Genomic DNA, 16,949 nt, shown 5'->3' with positions numbered 1-16,949 from the left:
GCCTGCGCATCAGGCGGGGTCGTCCAGCGCCCACACCGTCAGGGCGCTGAAGTTGTCATGGCTGGGCTTGTGCGCGGCATTGCGCAGCACCAGGGCTTCCAGGGTGCTCAGCCATTCGCGCGGGTCTCGGGCCTGCGTCAGCGTCTGTTGCAGCACGGCCTCGTCCACGTACTCCCACAGCCCATCGGTGCACAGCAGGAACACATCGCCAGGGGCGATCACCCACGGGTCGTGGCTCACACCGATGTGCAGGTCTTCTTCCTGCGAGCCCAGCGCGCACAGCAGTTCGCTGCGCTGGACATGGTTGCGCATCTGCTCCGGGCGGATCAGGCCGCCATCGACCAGCGATTGCACCAGGCTGTGGTCACGCGTCTGCATGCGCAGCTGGCCGCGGCGGAACACATACAGCCGTGAATCACCCACGTGGCCCCACATCGCGGTCTGCGTGTCCAGCTCGATGAACAGGGCCACCACGGTGCTGTGCATGTGCTCGCGCACCCCGCCCTGCTGGCGATGCTGGTGGATGGTGCGGTTGGTGTCCAGGATCAACTCGTGCACCGACGCACCGTTGTTGACGGGCTGCTGGGCATTGCGTTCGATGATGTGGCGCACCGCCAGCTTGGAGGCGATGTCGCCGCCGCCATGGCCACCTGCGCCATCGGCCACCACGCAGGTGAGGTGGTGGTCGGAGTGCCAGTGGCCGCAGGCATCTTCGTTGTAGTTGCGCCCCCCCTGGCGCGAGATGATGGCCAGATCCAGCTGGATGTGGCCCGGCGCCCCGTACACGGTGTCAGAGAAGTTCGACATGGTTGTTGCTTTCGGTGTCGTCTCGGTCACGCGTCGCCATGCTCACGCGTCGCGCTGCAGTTCGTCGATATGGGCTTCGTAGGCACGCAGGAATTCCTTGCCGAACAGCTCGTGGAAGTCGTCGCTGGCCTCGGCAGATATCTGGCTGTAGAGCTCGGTGAAGACGTCCCACATCTTGGCCTTGCGGGCGCCCGGCAGCACCGAGGCCAGCACCGACTTCTGGGTGAGCTTGCCTTCGAGCACACCCGGATCGAAACGCTTGAGCACCCCTTCGAGCGCGGCGCGCATGCCAGCCACGAAGGCGAACTGGTGGGCGCGCAGATCGTCGTAGGCATCACGCATGGCAGGGGCCGGCGGCATGAAGCCGCGCGCAGGCGGGCTGAGCAGGTGGTTCAAGGCCACTTCGACCGAGGGCGAGAACTTCAGCGGGTTGTTTTCCTTGGCCACGATCATCGTGACCTCGGCGCGGATCTCGCGCTTGAGCGCGGCGCGGGCCACCAGCAGTTCCACCGTGCCCTTGGTCGACTCGTGCACCAGCTGGCCGAGCAGCTTCATGAACTCGGGCGTGAGCGACTGGATGGGCAGGGCCGACATGCCCAGGCCTTCGCGCAACGCGGCGATGAGGGCGGCCTGGTCGGTGGGCGTGCCGGCCGCTTCGGCAGCGGGTGAAGGCTGCGGCACCGGGGACGGCGCTGCAGCGCGCACGGCAGGTGGGGTGACCGGCGCGGCAACCGGCGCCGCCACGGGCACAGCGGTCCGCTGGGCCGGCGGCGGTGTGATCGGCGAGGACGCTGGGCTGCCTATGCCCAGGTCGGAAAAATCCAGTGGATCGAGCACCCCACCGCCAGAGCCACCGGTGCTGCCACCACCCAGCAAGGCCAGCGGATCCAGCAATGCATCACTGGCATTGGCGCGCCCGGCGGGCGATGCCGGCGCTGGTGCATGTGCTGGCGGCATGGCGGGCGCCACCGGTGCCGACACCGGCGGCTTGGCAGCCGCCGTCGTGCCGAAGCTGTCGAAATCACCCAGCTTGGCCTTGGATCGGATCACGGTGCGGCCTTCCTGGGCACCATCGTCCCAGGACATCACGGCCGAGCCGGCCCCACCGGCCGCCGGTGGCGCCACGGGCCCGGCCACCGGCGCCGCCGGGGCCTTGGGCGCGTTGACCTTCAGGGGCGGCTCCATGAACGGCTGGTTCAGCGCCGAGACATTGTCCGGGGCGGCCGTGGCCGAGGCCACGTTCACCGAGTTCAAGGACTTCATCGGGTCGAGGTGGTTGGCCATGTTGGGCTGGGCCGAGGCCTGGGCCAGCACCGAATTGGCCAGGGGATCGCCGCCGCCGCTGCCACCACCCAGACCGAACATGGCATCGATGGACGACGAGGTGTTGGCCTTGCCGCCGCCCAGATCACCCATGCCGGGGATCAAGGGGGCATTGGCACCGCCGCCCAGTTCCAGCCCGAGGCTGTTGCTCTGGCCGAGTGAACGGGCCAGGTCCTGCGGCTTGGGGGCTGCCACCGGATCCGGGGCGAAGGGGTCCCAGTCGTCGGGGATGCCCCCGGCCGCCGGGGCCGCGGGGGCCGGGGCGGGTGACGGCGCACCAAAGCCACCGCCGAAGCCACCCCCCCCGCCACCACCACCGAAGCCCCCTGCCGAGGGGGCCGCTGCTGGCGCGCCAAACCCGAAGGGATCCCCCGCAGGCGCCGGGCTGCCGGCAAAACCGAATGCGGCCAGAGGATCGGTGCTGGCAGCCCCGACTCCACCCGCAGGCGGGCGTGCGCCACCCGCGCCACCACCACCGAAACCACCGCCCGCCGCAGCCGGCCTGGGCGCACTTGGCGCAGGTGCCGCGAAAGCCATGCCGCCCAGGTCACCGAAGGGATCACCTGCACCACCGCCCGCATGGGCACCCGCGGCGGCACCACCGGCCAGCACGTCCACCCGGATCGCGTAGCCACCGATCTGCAGCTGGTCCCCGGCTGCCAGGGGCGCCTCCACGCCGTTGCCCAGCGAGCGGCCATTGATCAGCACGGCGTTGCTGCCGCGGTCCACCAGGGCATAGCCGCCGTTGCGGAACACCACCTGGGCATGCACGCGAGAAATCGAACGCTCGGGATCGGGCAGCACGAGCTGGTTGGTGTCGGCACGGCCGATGTTGCCGCCCAGCTCGTCGAACTGGGCCGACAGGGCCTGGGGCAGCGGCGTGCCGTTGTAGGTCTGGACAGTGAGCTTGATCACGATGCGGTTCCTGGGGGACTCGGTGGGTGCGGGGGCGTGCGCCTTGCTCAGCGCAGTATGTAGAGCTTGCCTTCGACCTGGGCCAGGCGCAAGGGCCATGCCGCCCACGCGCCCCCCGCTTCCTTGGGGCCTGGCGCGGTGCGCAAGGCCGGTCCACCGTCGGGCGCCAGGCATTCGACCAGGCGGCCTCCGGCCACCGGCCTCAGCACCAGGCCATCGGGCTCGGGCGGCTTGACCGTCAGGGCCTGCGCCTCGAACAACTGCTGCACATGGTCGCGGATGTCCTGCACCCAGGCGTTCGGCGCGCGCTGGTAGGCCAGCGCCAGCTCTTCGGTGCGCAGGCGGGCCGCGGCCAGCAGGCTGTCCGGGTCGCCGCGCAGCAGGTCCAGCGCGATGCCTTGCAGCGTCTCCAGCACCTGGCGCTGCAGCGCTGGTCCCTGTGTGATGACCGGCGCCTCCAGCCAGCGCCAGCGCGGGAAGGTCACGGGCAATTCCACGTCCTGGCCGAAGCTGAAAGGCCAGTCATGGGTTTCGTTCAGGCCAGGCGTCCACGACAGCTGGGACAGCACCCGGGCGTTGGGGTCATGCGGCGCCTGGCCCTGGTGGCACAGCGCCAGCACCACGCGCACCCCCACGCTGCCATCGCCCACCTTGGGCTGGGCCGGCGGCGCTTCGCCCACCAGGGGCGCGGGGGGGCCGGCCGTGAAGCTCAGGCGGTTGCGGCCGGCCACGGCGTACTCGTGCACGGGCAGCGTCACACTGCCACCCTCAGCACCCAGGCGCGCCAGGGGCAGGCCATTGAGCTGCACCTCGGCGGCACAGCCCCTGGCCTGCAGGCGGATCATCATCAGGCGTTCCATCAGCCGGCGCTCCAATCCACCAGCGTGATCGCCGGCCACAAGGTGCGCGTGGCGGTCTGCTCGCCCCGCACCGGATCCCACACCCTGAGCGACAGCGTGCACGGCAGCAGCGCCAGCTTGAGGTACCACTGCCAGCCCTGCCCGTCCGGGCGCGGCCGCAGGCCGGCCTCGCCCACCAGCGCACCCGGCTGGCTGCCAGGCGCCTCGGACACCGTCGACAGGCCGGTGTGGCTCAGCGCGTCGAACTCCACCGCGAAGGGATGCGACCACGTCGTCTTGACCGCCATCAGGCGCTCGGCCAATGCCGGCTCGGGCTGTTCGCGCATCACGTCGGCCTCCAGCAGCGCGCGGCCGGTGGACAGCAGGCGCACGCGGCCATGGGTGCCGGCATGGCGCAGCTCGCCCATCACCGTCAGTTCGGTGGCACAGGCCACCAGTCGGGCGATCAACTGGGCCCGCAGGAAGCCACTGCTGCCTTCGGCGGTGACCGCTTCACGCGCCCCCCAGGTGAACGCCGCCAGGCCGTGCAGCAGTTGCGGCACCGCCTCGATCCGCGGGGACAGCAGCACCTCTTCGCGCATCAGTTGCTGGTACCAGCCGTCCATGCCATTGACGAAGGCCTCGCCCAGGCGCGAGAAGCCCTGCTGCCAGGCGCCGACGGGCAGCGGCTGGCCATCGCGCTCCAGGCGCACCAGCGGTGGCGGCGCGATGTCGCGTGCGCCCTGCTGGGGCCACTGCCAGGTGGGCTGCGGCAAGGCCTTGAACTCGGCGAACCACTGCTCGGCCGGCAGGATGCTCAGCACCGCCTGCTGCGTGCCCAGCGGGGCCCCCGCACGGCGCAGGCCGCAGGTGCACGCGGTGATCTGCACGTAGCGCGGCGGGCGCTCGCGGCACAGGGCGCCTTCGGTCACGGGCGTGGTCACCGGGGCGCCGGGCTTGCCCTGCTGGGCTGCCGGTGTAGGGCCGGCAGGCCCCGTGCGCGCCTTGGGCGGGATGAACTCTTCGGCCGCGTGCAAGGGGCTCTTGATCAGGCGCGCGGGCATGCCCATGAACACCTGCCCGCCGGCATCGCTCTTGAACTCCACACGCGGGTGCACATGGGCGTCGCACACGGTGTCGATGGCGCAGCGCAGGTGCAGCCAGGCCTTGTGCCCGCGGGAGGCCGGGTAGGCCAGCGCCGCGATCTGGCGCGGTGCCACCTCGGCGCCGGGCAGCGGGGGCGTGTCGGTGCGGTAGCGCTGCGGCTCGGCGGCCACCGGGGCGCGGTTGACCAGCACCGCGCCGCCCGACAAGGCCAGGCGGTATTCCTGGCGCCAGCTCTGGTCGCCCAGGGCGATGTCGAAGGCGGTCATGTCGCAGACCTGGCGTGGCTGGGGCAGGCCGGCCTGCCCTTCGATCCAGGGCGCGGCCTCGGGGCCCGCGGCCACGGCCTCCAGCGCCGCATCGGCGGCATCGAACTGCTCGGGCTTCACGCCGGCGGCTGCGCGCTGCGTGAGCTCGTCATGCGAGCGCAGCGCCAGCTGCTGCACCTTCACGCCAGGCGGACGGTGTTCGTCACGCAGGATCTCGGTGGCCCATTCGAAGCCCGGCTTGTCATCGAAGGCCGGTCCCCACACGCACCACAGGTTCACATAGCGCGCCGCATGCACGGGCTCCAGCAGGCCGTGGCGCTGGGCCTGCAGCAGCGCCGCATCGACGAAAGCCTCGCCCCGGTCGCCCAGCTTGGCGGCCAGCACCGGCCACTGCACCGTCAGCACCCGCGCCAGGGCCTGCGCCAGGCGCTCGCGCTGCAGGCTCTGCAGCCATTCGTGTTGTTCGGCGGTCAGGCGAAGCATGGCGTCCCGTCCTTCACGCGTTGGCGACCGGCAGGCATTCGCGAGGCGTCACGACCAACTGGCCCGCGCTCAACGACAACCACTGCCACACCTTGGGCCCCACCATGACCCAGTCGGTCAGCGGTCCGTAGGCGGCATCGAGCTGCTGCGGGTCGAGCTTGGGCAGCAGCGGTGCCCACAAGGCCGGGTCGTGCCACGTCCAGCGACGGCGCTGCCCATCGGGCAGGGTCACGTCCAGCAACCGGCGGCCATGCTCGCGCATGGTCATCAGGTTGACCGGCCCCAAACCGATCACACCCCAGCCGGGGTAGGTGCTGGAGCACTCCTGCAGCAGCCAGTCGGTGAAGGCCCCCTCGGGGTTCAGCTCGACCAGGTAAGGCGCCTGGGCGGCTTTCTCCGGCGTCAGTGCACCGCGCCACAGGCAGTCCCAGCCGCGCGCATCGGCCTTGTCCAGCAGCCCGCGCACATCGGGCACCACGGCGCCGCTGATCACCGCGTGGGCGCGGGCAGCGGGGGAGGCCCACAGCATGGACTTCAGGTGCGCGTAGGACTGCTGCTGCATGCGTGCAAGGTCGGATCGAACGAAGGCGGTATTGTCAGGCCGCGCCCGGGGTCAGGCGCGGCCACCAGGGCATCAGAACAGCGGATCCTTGTCGGGCTCGGGCTTGATGGCTTCCACAGGTGCCGCGACGGCCGGAGGGCTGGCCGGGCTGGCCGACCCTGCACGGCCACCGCAGTTGATGTTCACCAGCGGCGCGTCGATGCTGATGGTGGCCGGCCCGATCACGATGCTGCCCGCCCCCGCCTTGAGCGTGAGCGTCATGCCCGCCTCGATGGTGACGTTCATGTCGCCCTTGAGGTGCACGTTCATCGCCGCGCCCTTCATGTCCTGCGTGGCCTTGATGTCGATGCCCTGCATCGCATTGACGCCCACGTTGGCCTTGGTGTCGACCACGAAATCGCCGTCGGAATGCAGGTTGATCACGCCGGTGGTGGTCTGCAACCAGTCGCCACCCACCGAGTTGTGGTGGTCCTTCAGGAAGGTGGTCGTGACCTTGCCGTAGACGATCTGCTCCACGTCCTTCTCGACCAGCTCCTGGCGCTTGCCCTTGAGGGTGATGAACTGGTCGGCCTTGACGGTGTCGTAGTCGTTGTTCTCGACCTCGCGGTGGAAATCCTTTTGCGCTTGCAGCCAGATGTACTCGCTGCCGGGCTTGTCTTCGAAGCGGAACTCGTTGGACTGGGCCTTGTCGGTCGAGGCCATCGAGCGCGACAACATGGTCGTGACGCTGGCGTTGGCCGGCAGCGCGTGCGGCGGCATGTACTCGGCGTTGTAGACACGGCCCGTGATCAGCGGCTGGTCGGGATCACCCTCCAGGAAGCTCACGACCACCTCGTCGCCCACGCGCGGCAGGCTGATGGCACCGAAGTTCTTGCCGGCCCAGGGCTGCGACACGCGCACCCAGCACGAGCTCTTGTCGTCCTTCTTGCCCAGGCGGTCCCAGTGGAACTGCACCTTGATGCGGCCGTACTTGTCGGTGTGCACATCGTGAGGCTTGACGGCCGCGGGGCCCACCACCATGGCCGTCTGCGGGCCATAGACCATGGGCTTGGGCGTCAGGCGGGGCGCACGGTACTTGTCGGCCGTGGGCATGACCTGGAAGTCACATGAGTAGTGGCCATCGGAGCCTTCCTCGCCACCGATCTCCGCGCCTTCCTCGATGTAGATGTTGGTCGACAGCACCAGGTACTCGCCGTCGAGCGCCTTGTTGGGCAGGCCGTCGACCTTGAAGGTGGTACCGCAGGTCAGGCCCCGCGCGTCGGATTGTCCGCTGGCCACCTGGTAGCCGGCCTGCTGCTCCTGCGCGCGGGCCTTGGCGTAGGCCGTGCCGTCGCCGTCCTTCGTGTACTCGCCGGGATAGTCGAACACTTCGTAGCTGTTCAGGTCATGCTGCCGCGCGACGGCGCTGTCCTTGCGCAAGGCCACACTGGGGCGTTCGAAGTCGTAGTCGGCCAGCACCACCTTGGTGGGCAGCACCTGCACGCCCACGCTCCAGCTCTGAATGGTTTCGCCCTGGTCGCCATGGGCCTCGGACCAGTTGGCCTTGTACGGGATCTTCTCGTACAAGGCCACGGAATGGTGCGCCGAGGCGTTGTCGCACAGCACCATCTCGTGGCCGCCGGCGGTGTGCTCGAAGTAGTAGTAGATGCCCTCCTGCTCCAGCAGGCGGGTCACGAAGTTCATGTCGCTCTCACGGTACTGCACGCAGTAATCCCAAGGCGTGTAGGTTCCCGTGAGCTTCTTGCTGACCTTCTTGATGCCGGCGTGGTCGGCAAAGACTTCCTCGACGATCTGCACGACCGTCTTCTCCTGGAAGATCTTGCAATCCTGCGTGCGCGACAGGAACCACAACCAGGGCCGCAGCGTGGCCTGGTAATGGAAGAACTGCTTGGTGCGCCGCCCCGAGTGCGCGAAACGCGCCACCAGCCCGTTGAAGTGCCGTTTGCCCTCGGGCAGCTCCAGGGCGATCGACATGCTCTTGCCCAGGAACTTCTCCAGGTCCAGGTCGGGTTTGTCGCTCAATATCTCGACCTGGTATTCGAATGGCCGTGACAGCCCCTCCGAGGCCGACAGCGACATCAGCTGCATCTTGCCCTTGCCGGGCACATCGCAGGTCAGTTCAGCAAGCAGTGCCATGATGATCCTTTCAATCCTGTCTTCGCCCGGCATCAGCCGGGCTTTGTTCTTGCGGTGCGCCCATGCGGCTTCGCATGCCTAGCGCCCCTGCAGCAGGCCGGCCTGGATGACGCCCGTGTCACGCAGCTGGCCGACGAGGCTTTTCCCATAGATGGACCGGTAGACGCCCTCGGCGGCCAGGGCCCCGACCACACCGGCCACCAGCCCGACACCGATCACGACCGCGCCCGATGCCCCGACCGCCACCAGCACGGCGGTGGCCAGGCCTGTGGCCAGCGCACCACCGGCCGTCGTCACGGCCTCTCGGCGAATGAACTCGGCCTTCTGGTGCTGAGGGGTGTTCTGGTACTCGTGGTACGTCCACCCCAGACCCGCCACCATCAGGATGGCGCCGCCGGCCTTGAGGTAGCGGGCGTTGCGCAGCACGGCCGCATCCACCCCGGCATTGGTCTTCTCGACATTGCGCAGGATCTGCCGCAGGTGGTCGTCGCGCGACCAGGTGGCCCGGGCCGGATTGGCCTGTGATCGCTTCATCAGGTTGTTGAAGTTGCGCCCGCCGGCGCCGTACTTGGCCCAGTCCCGTGCCTCGGCGGCCAGGAAGGCATCCGGCCCCGAAGGCACACGCCACAGCCGTGCGACCGTGGTGCGCTGGCCCGATGCCTGCCTCACCAGGGCCTCGAGCTCGGCCGAGGTGGGATGGGGGCCCAGCTTGGACAACCTGGCCTGGGCAGCCTCGACCAGGGCGCGGTCCACCTCCTGGTAGCGACGCCGTATCGGGTCCCAGGTCGCCCCGGCCAGGAACTGCCGTGCACCCGCGCCACCCACTCCGTTGTCCAGGCTGAGCAGGAAGGCATGGCCTTCCTGCTCCGTGCTGCCCGGCACCATCAGGGTGTAGCACTGGCGGGCGATCGGGTCATCGATCACCAGGGTCACGCACGTCTGTCCGGTCAATTGGTCCATGGCTGGCCTCACTCGTCCCGAAGGACATCCACGAGGCCCAGCGGCCCCGTCTCTTCACCGCCCTGGCGAACGGCATCCCAGACCGCCAGGCTGAACTGCCCGCTGCCGCGGCGCATGGCGCACCAGGCCCAGCCCAGCGTGCCCCACCGCCAGGGCCAGCCCACCCGCCGCAGCCGGAAAATGCCCCCGCAGGATTGCGCCCAGGCCCCCAGCGCATCCACATGCGCCTGCGAGGGCAGGTTCAAGGCAGCCGCCAGGGCGATGCCATCGCGCGTCTGCACCACCCAGCGCTGCTCCGCCTCATCGGGCACACCGGGCAACACCGCCACGACCGACCACAGGCGCTCCAGCGAGGCCAATGGCAGACGCCAGCCACCGACGTTCACCACGTCGGAGCCCAGGTCCAGGTCGATCACCGCGGCAGCGCCCATGGTGTGCTCAGCCGAAGTCGTAGGTGAAGTCGCCCTCGGCTGCACCCAGGGTCACGCTCTGCAGCGCCTCGCCACGGCTGGTGCGGCCCAGGTACTCGATCGAGATCTTGGGCAGCACGGTGTTGGTGAGGATGGAATCGATGATCCGGCCGCCCGCTTCCGGGTTGTCGCAACGCTTGACGATGAGCTTGACCGCGTCGTCCGAGTAGTTGAACGGGATGCGGTGGTTCTCTTCGACACGGCGCTTGATGCGGTTGAGCTGCAGGCGCACGATCTTGCCCATCATCTCTTCCGACAGCGGGTAGTACGGGATCGTGACGATGCGGCCCAGCAGCGCAGGCGGGAACACCTTCATCAGCGGTTCCTGCAGGGCCATGGCCAGCGAATCCGGATCGGGCGAGAGCTCCGGGTCCTTGCACATGTTCATGATCAGCTCGGACCCCACGTTCGAGGTCAGCAGGATGATCGTGTTCTTGAAGTCGATGAAGCGGCCTTCGCCGTCTTCCATCGAGCCCTTGTCGAACACCTGGAAGAACATCTCGTGCACGTCGGAGTGGGCCTTTTCCACTTCGTCGAGCAGCACGATGCTGTAGGGGCGGCGGCGCACGGCTTCGGTCAGGATGCCGCCTTCGCCATAACCCACGTAGCCCGGAGGCGCGCCCTTGAGCGTGGAGACGGTGTGTGCCTCCTGGAACTCGCTCATGTTGATGGTGATGACGTTCTGCTCGCCGCCGTACAACGCCTCGGCCAGCGCCAGCGCGGTTTCGGTCTTGCCGACGCCGGAGGTGCCGCACAGCATGAACACGCCGATGGGCTTGTTGGGATTGTCCAGGCGGGCGCGCGAGGTCTGGATGCGCTTGGCGATCATGTCCAGGCCATGCTGCTGGCCGATCACGCGCTTGCCCAGGGCCTCGCCCAGCTTCAGCACGGTTTCCAGCTCGTTCTTGACCATCCGGCCCACGGGGATGCCCGTCCAGTCGGCCACCACGGCGCCGACGGCGTACGCATCGACCGAGGGCATGATCAGCGGGGCATCGCCCTGCAGCTCGGCCAGCTTGCCCTGCTCGGCCTTCAGCTCTGCCAGCAGCGTGGCGCGCTGCGCGTCGTCCAGCGTGGCCGCTTCGGAGGCCTGGCCGTCGACCGGCTTGTCACCGCCGCGCAGTTGCGCACGCAGCGCCAGGATCTTGTCGACCAGGGCCTTTTCTTCCTTCCAGCGGGCATCCAGGCCGGCCAGTCGGGTCTTCTCGGCGTCCAGCGCGGTGGCGGCGTCCGTGCGGCGGCTGCCCACGTCCACCCCCACAGCCGATTCACGGTCGATGATGCCGATCTCGATGTCCAGCGCCTCGATGCGGCGGATGGCGTCTTCCACCTCGGCGGGCGTGGCGTGCTGGCTCACGGCCACACGGGCGCAGGCGGTGTCCAGCAGGCTCACGGCCTTGTCGGGCAGCTGGCGCGCCGGGATGTAGCGGTGCGACAGCTTCACGGCCGCTTCGATCGCCTCGTCGAGCAGTTGCACCCTGTGGTGCTTCTCGAGCACGGTGGCCACGCCACGCAGCATCAGGATGGCCTTGGCCTCGTCGGGCTCGGGCACCTGCACGACCTGGAAGCGGCGGGTCAGCGCCGGATCCTTCTCGATGTACTTCTTGTACTCGGCCCAGGTGGTGGCACCCACGGTGCGCAGGTTGCCGCGCGCCAGGGCGGGCTTGAGCAGGTTGGCCGCATCGCCGGTGCCGGCCGCGCCGCCCGCGCCCACCAGGGTGTGCACTTCGTCGATGAACAGGATGATGGGCTTGGGCGAGGCCTGCACCTCGTCGATCACCTGGCGCAGGCGCTGCTCGAACTCGCCCTTCATGCTGGCGCCGGCCTGCAGAAGGCCGATGTCCAGGCTCAGCAGGGACACGTCCTTGAGCTGGGGCGGCACGTCGCCGCGGGCCAGGCGCTGGGCGAAACCCTCGACCACGGCCGTCTTGCCCACGCCGGCCTCGCCGGTCAGGATGGGGTTGTTCTGGCGGCGGCGCATCAGGATGTCGACGATCTGGCGGATCTCGTCGTCACGGCCGGTCACCGGGTCCATCTCGCCCTTGCGGGCCTTCTCGGTCAGGTCGACCGTGAACTTCTTGAGCGCTTCCTGCTTGCCCATGGCGGCCGGGGCGATGGCGCCCTGGTCGGAGCCCGGCTGGCTGCTGCCCAGGCCGCTGCCATCCTGCGCGCCCATGCGGCTTTCAGACGTGCCGCCGCAGACCTTGTCGAAGTTCTCGGCCAGGTCATCGACCTTGATCTTCTCGAACTGGCGCGAGATGGCCAGCAGCGCATTGCGCAGCGTGGTCGTGCGCAGGATGCCCAGCAGCAGGTAGCCCGTGCGCACCTGGCTGTCGCCGTACTTCAGCGTGCCGTAGACCCAGCCGCGCTCGATGGCGGCCTCGATCTGCTCGGAGAAATCGGAGATGGCGGTCGAGCCACGCGGCAAGCGGTCCAGCGCCGTGGTCACGTCCTTGGCCAGCACCGACGAATCGATCGCATAGTGGCGCACGATGGCGTCCACATCGGATTCGTTGTTCTGCAGCAGCTGCGTGATCCAGTGGATGAGCTCCACATACGGATTGCCACGCAGTTTGCAGAAAACGGTCGCCCCCTCGATGGCCTTGTAACCCAGGGGATTGAGTTTGCCAAACAAGGCCACCCGGCTGATTTCACTCATGGCTTGCTCCTTAATTTACGCAAGAGAAAGATGTTCTACGTTCATGATCAGATCGGCCGCATCGCGGCGGCGCTGCTTCTGGTTCATCCAGGTGCTGCGCCCCAACGCACCGGCCACGGGCGACTTGCCCAGGGACCACGCGGGCACGTCATCACGGTGCAGGATGAGCTTGAGGTCCCAGGCGAACTCGAAGCCCACATACTGGCGCACCAGCGATTTCAGTGAGGCCAGGCCCGTGGCGCCCGGCAGGAACTCACGGTACTGCGCCAGGTGCAGCGGCCCGATGACGATGCGGAACTTGTGCTGCACATCCCACACCTGTCGGCCCAGCACCGCACCACGCCCCAGGCCTTGCTGGCCATGGCGCGTCAGGCGCGAGCGCTCCTCGTCGGCCAGCGGCATCCAGTGCCCGGCGAACTGCTCCACCTGCACCGGCACGTCGTACTGCACCTGGATCCAGGCGCGCAGCCCATCTGCATCGCGCACGCCCCGCGACAGCCGGCCGGCATAGAACAGCTTGGCATGGTCGGGCAGCGCGTCGCGCTGTCGGAAGGCCTCGCCGCCGAAACCGAACATCGCCCCCAGCCAGCGCTCGACGCTGGCGTCATCGGCCCTGTCGAGCAGCACCGCGGGCTGGGTGCGCGTCCAGGCACGGTAGAACAGCAGCCCGAAGCGGTGCAGCAGCATGTCCAGGAAGCGCTGCATGGTCGGGTCGCCATGGTGCATGGCGCGCTCTCGGGCGTACTCGGTCAGGTGAATGGGCAGGGCGCCATTGGGGCCCAGGAAGCTGAACACCCGCTGCACCAGGCGCACGGTGCCGGTGTGCCCGACCTGCGTCTGCGTGATCGGGGCGGGCGCGAAGTTCAGCGCGGCCTCTTGCGCGAACCGCACGGGCTCGTCCTGCGGACGCAGGGCCGTGCCCAGGCGCGGCAGATGAGGGTGCGTGCCTTCGATCCGGCGCAGGGCCTGGAACAGGTCGAAATCATAGGGACGCTCCTGCAGCCTTTGCCACAGGGCCTCGGCCAGGGCCTGGCTGGCCGCCTGCAGATCCGGCTCGCGAGGGGTGTCGAAGGCAGCGCTCACAGCACAGGCCTCGCGCCCAGACCGGGCTGCCAGCGCATCACCTCGCCACGCGCCAGCGAGTGCAGCGAGGTCTGCACGAAGCTGTTCATCGACACGTGCCGCGCCAGGTAATGGTGCAGCACGGAAGCGAACAGGAAGGCACTGCCGCCCTCGAAGGACAACTCGTCGACCGTGAGTTGCACCTCCAGCCCGCGCCCGAAGGCGATCGGGCCGGGCACCGGGTGGCGGCGCACCACGGGCTTGGTGCGCACGTGGCGCAGCCCTTCGATCTGGCGGCGCGTGGCCGGGTCACAGGCCAGCGTGAACAGCTGCAGCAGCTCGCGCAGGGCCTGGGCGCCCTGCTCCGCATCCGTGTCGATCAGCGACAGGTGGTTCAGCGACAGCAGGTTCAGCAATTGCCAGGCCGCCGCGTTTTCACGCAGCGAGCTCAAGGGGCGCGACGGGCCGGCCAGCACCTGCACGCCCTGCAGCGGCGCGGCCGTTTCCAGGGCCATGCCCGCACCGCCGCCCACCGGCATGAAGACCGGCAGGTCACGGTTGGTGCACAGGGCCTGCAGCGAGAGCTGGCGCAGGGTCTGCGGGAAAGGCGCCTCGCGCGCATCGACCAGCGAGATGAACACCTCCGAGCCGATGTAGCCCGACCGCGCCCCTTCCCTGCGCACCTTGTCCGACGGCAGGCGCGGCTCACGCAAGGTGCTCCAGTAGGCCTGGTGGCCGGGCGGCGCACTGTGCGGCGTGGCGAACAGCGGATGGAAGGTGACCTGCTCGTTGGTCTGGGTGACACCTTCGACGGTCTGCAGGGAGTAGATCTCGTAGTCGGTGGGGGCTGAGCGCTCCGGCACCACATGGAATTCGAACGCGCTGTCATTGACCTGCACGCGGTCGGCACGGTGCGGGAACAGGTTGATGGCGGGCGCGCAGTGCAACGCGAAATTGCTGGCATCGACCGCGCCCTCCAGCCCCTCGCCCTGGCGGGAGAACAGCAGCACCAGCTCGCACTCGTTGCCCGGGCAGGCTGCGAAGCCACGTGCCAGCTTCTTCACATCGAAGAACATGAAGCGCTGCGGAAAGGCGAAGTACTCCTGCATCAAGCGCGTGCCCGACAGGCCCCGCTGGGTGACCGGCAGCAAGGCCTCGTCGTCACCGTAGCCCACGGGCTGCACCACGTCGCTGTCCAGCCAGACCCGCGAGCCCTCACCCGCGCGGCCCGGCAGGCCCAGCATCGCACCCGTGCACGCGCCCAGCACCAGCTCTTGAAGGCGGAAAGCCACGTCCTGCAGCCCGGCCAGGTAAAAGCGCAGTTGGTCGACCCCCAGTTGCGTGAACTGCAGCCCGTCGGGCAGGCCCATGCGGATGCGCACCCCGCTGCGCGGACGGTCCTTGAGCGGCAGGCTGGACAAGGACAGATCCGCCGCGTTGATGAAGTACTCCGCCGATTTCACGGTGATGGGCGTGAGCGTGACGTCGTGCCCGGTGCGGAACTCGCAGCGCGTGGCACTGACCGAGGTGCTCGGCCCCATCAGGGATGAGCCGCGCGGCAGCACATAGCCCTTGAGCAGGCCCGGGTCCGGCTGGGGCTGGAACTGCGCCACCATCATCGAGGGGATCGGCGACGACAGGTTGGGGCAGACCATGTCCAGCAGGCGCTGGGACAGCTTCGGGAACTCGGCGTCCAGCTTCAGGTGCACCCGCGCGGCCAGGAAGGCCGAGCCCTCCAGCAGACGCTCGACATACGGGTCGGCCACCTCCAGGCCTTCGATGCCCAGGCGCGAGGCGATCTTGGGGAACTCGCGCGCGAATTCCGCGCCCATCTCACGGAGGTAGCGCAGTTCCTGGTTGTAGTAGCGAAGCAGTCGGGGATCCATGTTCAGCCCCGCATGTCACGGACACTGGACTGCCCGGTCTCCACGTCCATCGACGCGCTGAGCAGCAGCTCCAATGGCACAGGCTGGTTCCACATGTGCCCCCGGATCACCAGCTTGAGCTGGTTGTGGTGGCTGTGCAGCGAACCGTCGATCTGCGCCTCCACCTCCAGCGTCTCGCGATCGATCCGCGGCTCGAAATCCAGGATGGCCTGCTTGATGTCGTTGCCGATGGCGCGCAGGTCCATGCGGCCCACGGCCTCGCCCGACAGCGAGGGCAGGCCATAGTTCAGCACCGAGTGCTGGGCAAAGGGCGCCTGCTTCCACAGCGCCGCCTCTTCGTCGATGTAGGCCGGGCGGCTCTGCTTGGCGCTGGTGCGCCGCGACGGTTCGGCCCGGTTGGCATTGAACAGCCAGGACAGGTCGCGCAGCACCGCGGCGCGAAGCTGCTGACGCGACAGCACGCGGGCATCGAGCGATTCACTCTTGTTGCCCGGGTCCGCGTCGGTCAGGCGATCCAGCAAGGAGGGCTGGAGTCGTTCCTGGGAAGTCAGCTCAGCCATGGTCCGCCTCGGCCCCGGCTTCGCCCTCACCCTCGCCATCATCATCAGCCGGTGGCGGCTGCAACTCGATCAGGCGAACGTTCAGCAGGTCGTGATCGCCCAGGTTGGAGCTGAACACGCGCTGGCCCAGGCCGGCCCAGCGGTCCGCGCCGATCTCGCGCCATTCGGTCTTGCGCGACAGCAGCAGTTGTGCGTCGCCGCTGTCCTGGGTGCCAGGGTAGCGCGAGGGGATCACCGCCACCACCTCGCCACCGTTGGCGAAGGTGAGGTAGGCCGGGGTCCAGACCATGTCGCGCAGATCCTGCGGCAGCTCGAACGAGATGCGGCTCAGGCGAGAGAAGGGAATCCAGTAGTACTTGCCGTTGACGAAGGCCTCGAGCACGGGGCCCAGGCGCGAGTCGGCATCGGCGATCCACTCGAAGGGCTCGCCATCGATGGCCCCGGGCACGGCGGGTGCCTCGTCGAAGGCCTTGGCCGCCAGCTCGTTCGACAGGGGTGCATTGCCCTGCCCGACCTGCAGCAGCGATTCGATCAGCTTGGCCAGCCAGGGGTCCGGGTGCCCGAAGACCATGGGCGCACGCTTGCCGGCGAACACCTCGGCACGCAGCAACTCGCAGCGCAGCGCATGCCCGACCATCTCGCGCATCGGCCCGGCCGACGGCAGCAGGTCTGCCACGACATTGAGCTGGGTGTGGGCGCGCGACCACTGGCCCAGCACGCACAGCAACTGGGCCATGAAGATACGCAGCCGCGCGTCGGCCGGCTTGGCCTTGACGGCGGCGGTCAGGTGCTGCAGCGCGCCTTGCGGATCACCTGCGCGCAGGGTGGCTTCGGCTTGGGCCAGGGGTTCGGACATCGGGCGGCTCTCTTTTCTTGAGAATGAGGGGTGCGAGGGGATGGCGGCCAAGCGCTCA

At 68.7% G+C, this 16,949-nt stretch carries 13 protein-coding genes; all 13 read right to left on the bottom strand.

Translation table 11 applies throughout. The features are described 5' to 3' along the window. Nucleotides 1-9 precede the first annotated feature (9 nt). The 13 genes from EIP75_RS00665 to EIP75_RS00610 all read right to left on the bottom strand — a co-directional run bounded on the left by EIP75_RS00665 (nucleotide 10) and on the right by EIP75_RS00610 (nucleotide 16,891). Entirely contained in the window at nucleotides 10-807 is a 798-nt protein-coding gene (locus tag EIP75_RS00665; RefSeq protein ID WP_125241291.1) for a PP2C family protein-serine/threonine phosphatase, read from the bottom strand. Nucleotides 808-849: 42 nt separating this feature from the next. Then, a complete protein-coding gene (gene tagH, locus EIP75_RS00660) occupies nucleotides 850-3,045 on the bottom strand; it encodes a type VI secretion system-associated FHA domain protein TagH (protein WP_158622694.1) in 2,196 nt (731 codons plus the stop codon). 47 nt (nucleotides 3,046-3,092) lie between these two features. After that, a complete protein-coding gene (locus EIP75_RS24005; protein WP_158622693.1) occupies nucleotides 3,093-3,905 on the bottom strand; it encodes a hypothetical protein in 813 nt (270 codons plus the stop codon). After that, nucleotides 3,905-5,740 carry a hypothetical protein gene (locus tag EIP75_RS00655; RefSeq protein WP_125241289.1) on the bottom strand — a complete coding sequence of 612 codons (1,836 nt, stop codon included), beginning with the start codon at nucleotides 5,738-5,740 and terminating at the stop codon, nucleotides 3,905-3,907. Before EIP75_RS00655 ends, EIP75_RS24005 begins: the two co-directional genes overlap by 1 nt. A gap of 13 nt (nucleotides 5,741-5,753) precedes the next feature. Continuing rightward, nucleotides 5,754-6,302, bottom strand: a complete 549-nt coding sequence (locus EIP75_RS00650) for a DUF4123 domain-containing protein (RefSeq protein WP_125241288.1) — start codon at nucleotides 6,300-6,302, stop codon at nucleotides 5,754-5,756. 72 nt (nucleotides 6,303-6,374) lie between these two features. Further along, the gene (locus tag EIP75_RS00645; protein WP_158622692.1) at nucleotides 6,375-8,438 is read right to left on the bottom strand and encodes a type VI secretion system Vgr family protein; all 2,064 of its coding nucleotides are present in this window, start codon (nucleotides 8,436-8,438) and stop codon (nucleotides 6,375-6,377) included. 78 nt (nucleotides 8,439-8,516) lie between these two features. Next, the gene (locus tag EIP75_RS00640) at nucleotides 8,517-9,398 is read right to left on the bottom strand and encodes a hypothetical protein (RefSeq protein ID WP_125241286.1); all 882 of its coding nucleotides are present in this window, start codon (nucleotides 9,396-9,398) and stop codon (nucleotides 8,517-8,519) included. 8 nt (nucleotides 9,399-9,406) lie between these two features. Then, nucleotides 9,407-9,829: a hypothetical protein gene (locus EIP75_RS00635; RefSeq protein WP_125241285.1), complete on the bottom strand. Its 423-nt coding sequence runs from the start codon at nucleotides 9,827-9,829 to the stop codon at nucleotides 9,407-9,409. A 7-nt stretch (nucleotides 9,830-9,836) separates the two neighbouring features. Further along, the gene (gene tssH, locus EIP75_RS00630; RefSeq protein WP_125241284.1) at nucleotides 9,837-12,527 is read right to left on the bottom strand and encodes a type VI secretion system ATPase TssH; all 2,691 of its coding nucleotides are present in this window, start codon (nucleotides 12,525-12,527) and stop codon (nucleotides 9,837-9,839) included. A gap of 15 nt (nucleotides 12,528-12,542) precedes the next feature. Further along, nucleotides 12,543-13,610: a type VI secretion system baseplate subunit TssG gene (tssG, locus tag EIP75_RS00625; protein WP_199758452.1), complete on the bottom strand. Its 1,068-nt coding sequence runs from the start codon at nucleotides 13,608-13,610 to the stop codon at nucleotides 12,543-12,545. After that, nucleotides 13,607-15,475: a type VI secretion system baseplate subunit TssF gene (tssF, locus tag EIP75_RS00620; RefSeq protein ID WP_125241283.1), complete on the bottom strand. Its 1,869-nt coding sequence runs from the start codon at nucleotides 15,473-15,475 to the stop codon at nucleotides 13,607-13,609. Before tssF ends, tssG begins: the two co-directional genes overlap by 4 nt. A gap of 2 nt (nucleotides 15,476-15,477) precedes the next feature. Next, entirely contained in the window at nucleotides 15,478-16,035 is a 558-nt protein-coding gene (gene tssE, locus EIP75_RS00615; protein ID WP_125241282.1) for a type VI secretion system baseplate subunit TssE, read from the bottom strand. Then, nucleotides 16,028-16,891 carry a type VI secretion system accessory protein TagJ gene (locus EIP75_RS00610; RefSeq protein WP_125241281.1) on the bottom strand — a complete coding sequence of 288 codons (864 nt, stop codon included), beginning with the start codon at nucleotides 16,889-16,891 and terminating at the stop codon, nucleotides 16,028-16,030. The genes tssE and EIP75_RS00610 overlap by 8 nt, the downstream gene beginning before the upstream one ends. Nucleotides 16,892-16,949 lie beyond the last annotated feature (58 nt).

It is taken from the genome of Aquabacterium soli, from assembly GCF_003933735.1.
GTDB lineage: Bacteria > Pseudomonadota > Gammaproteobacteria > Burkholderiales > Burkholderiaceae_C > Aquabacterium > Aquabacterium soli.
The sequence above is the reverse complement of the archived record's forward strand: the minus strand, read 5'-3'. Positions and strand labels throughout refer to the sequence as shown.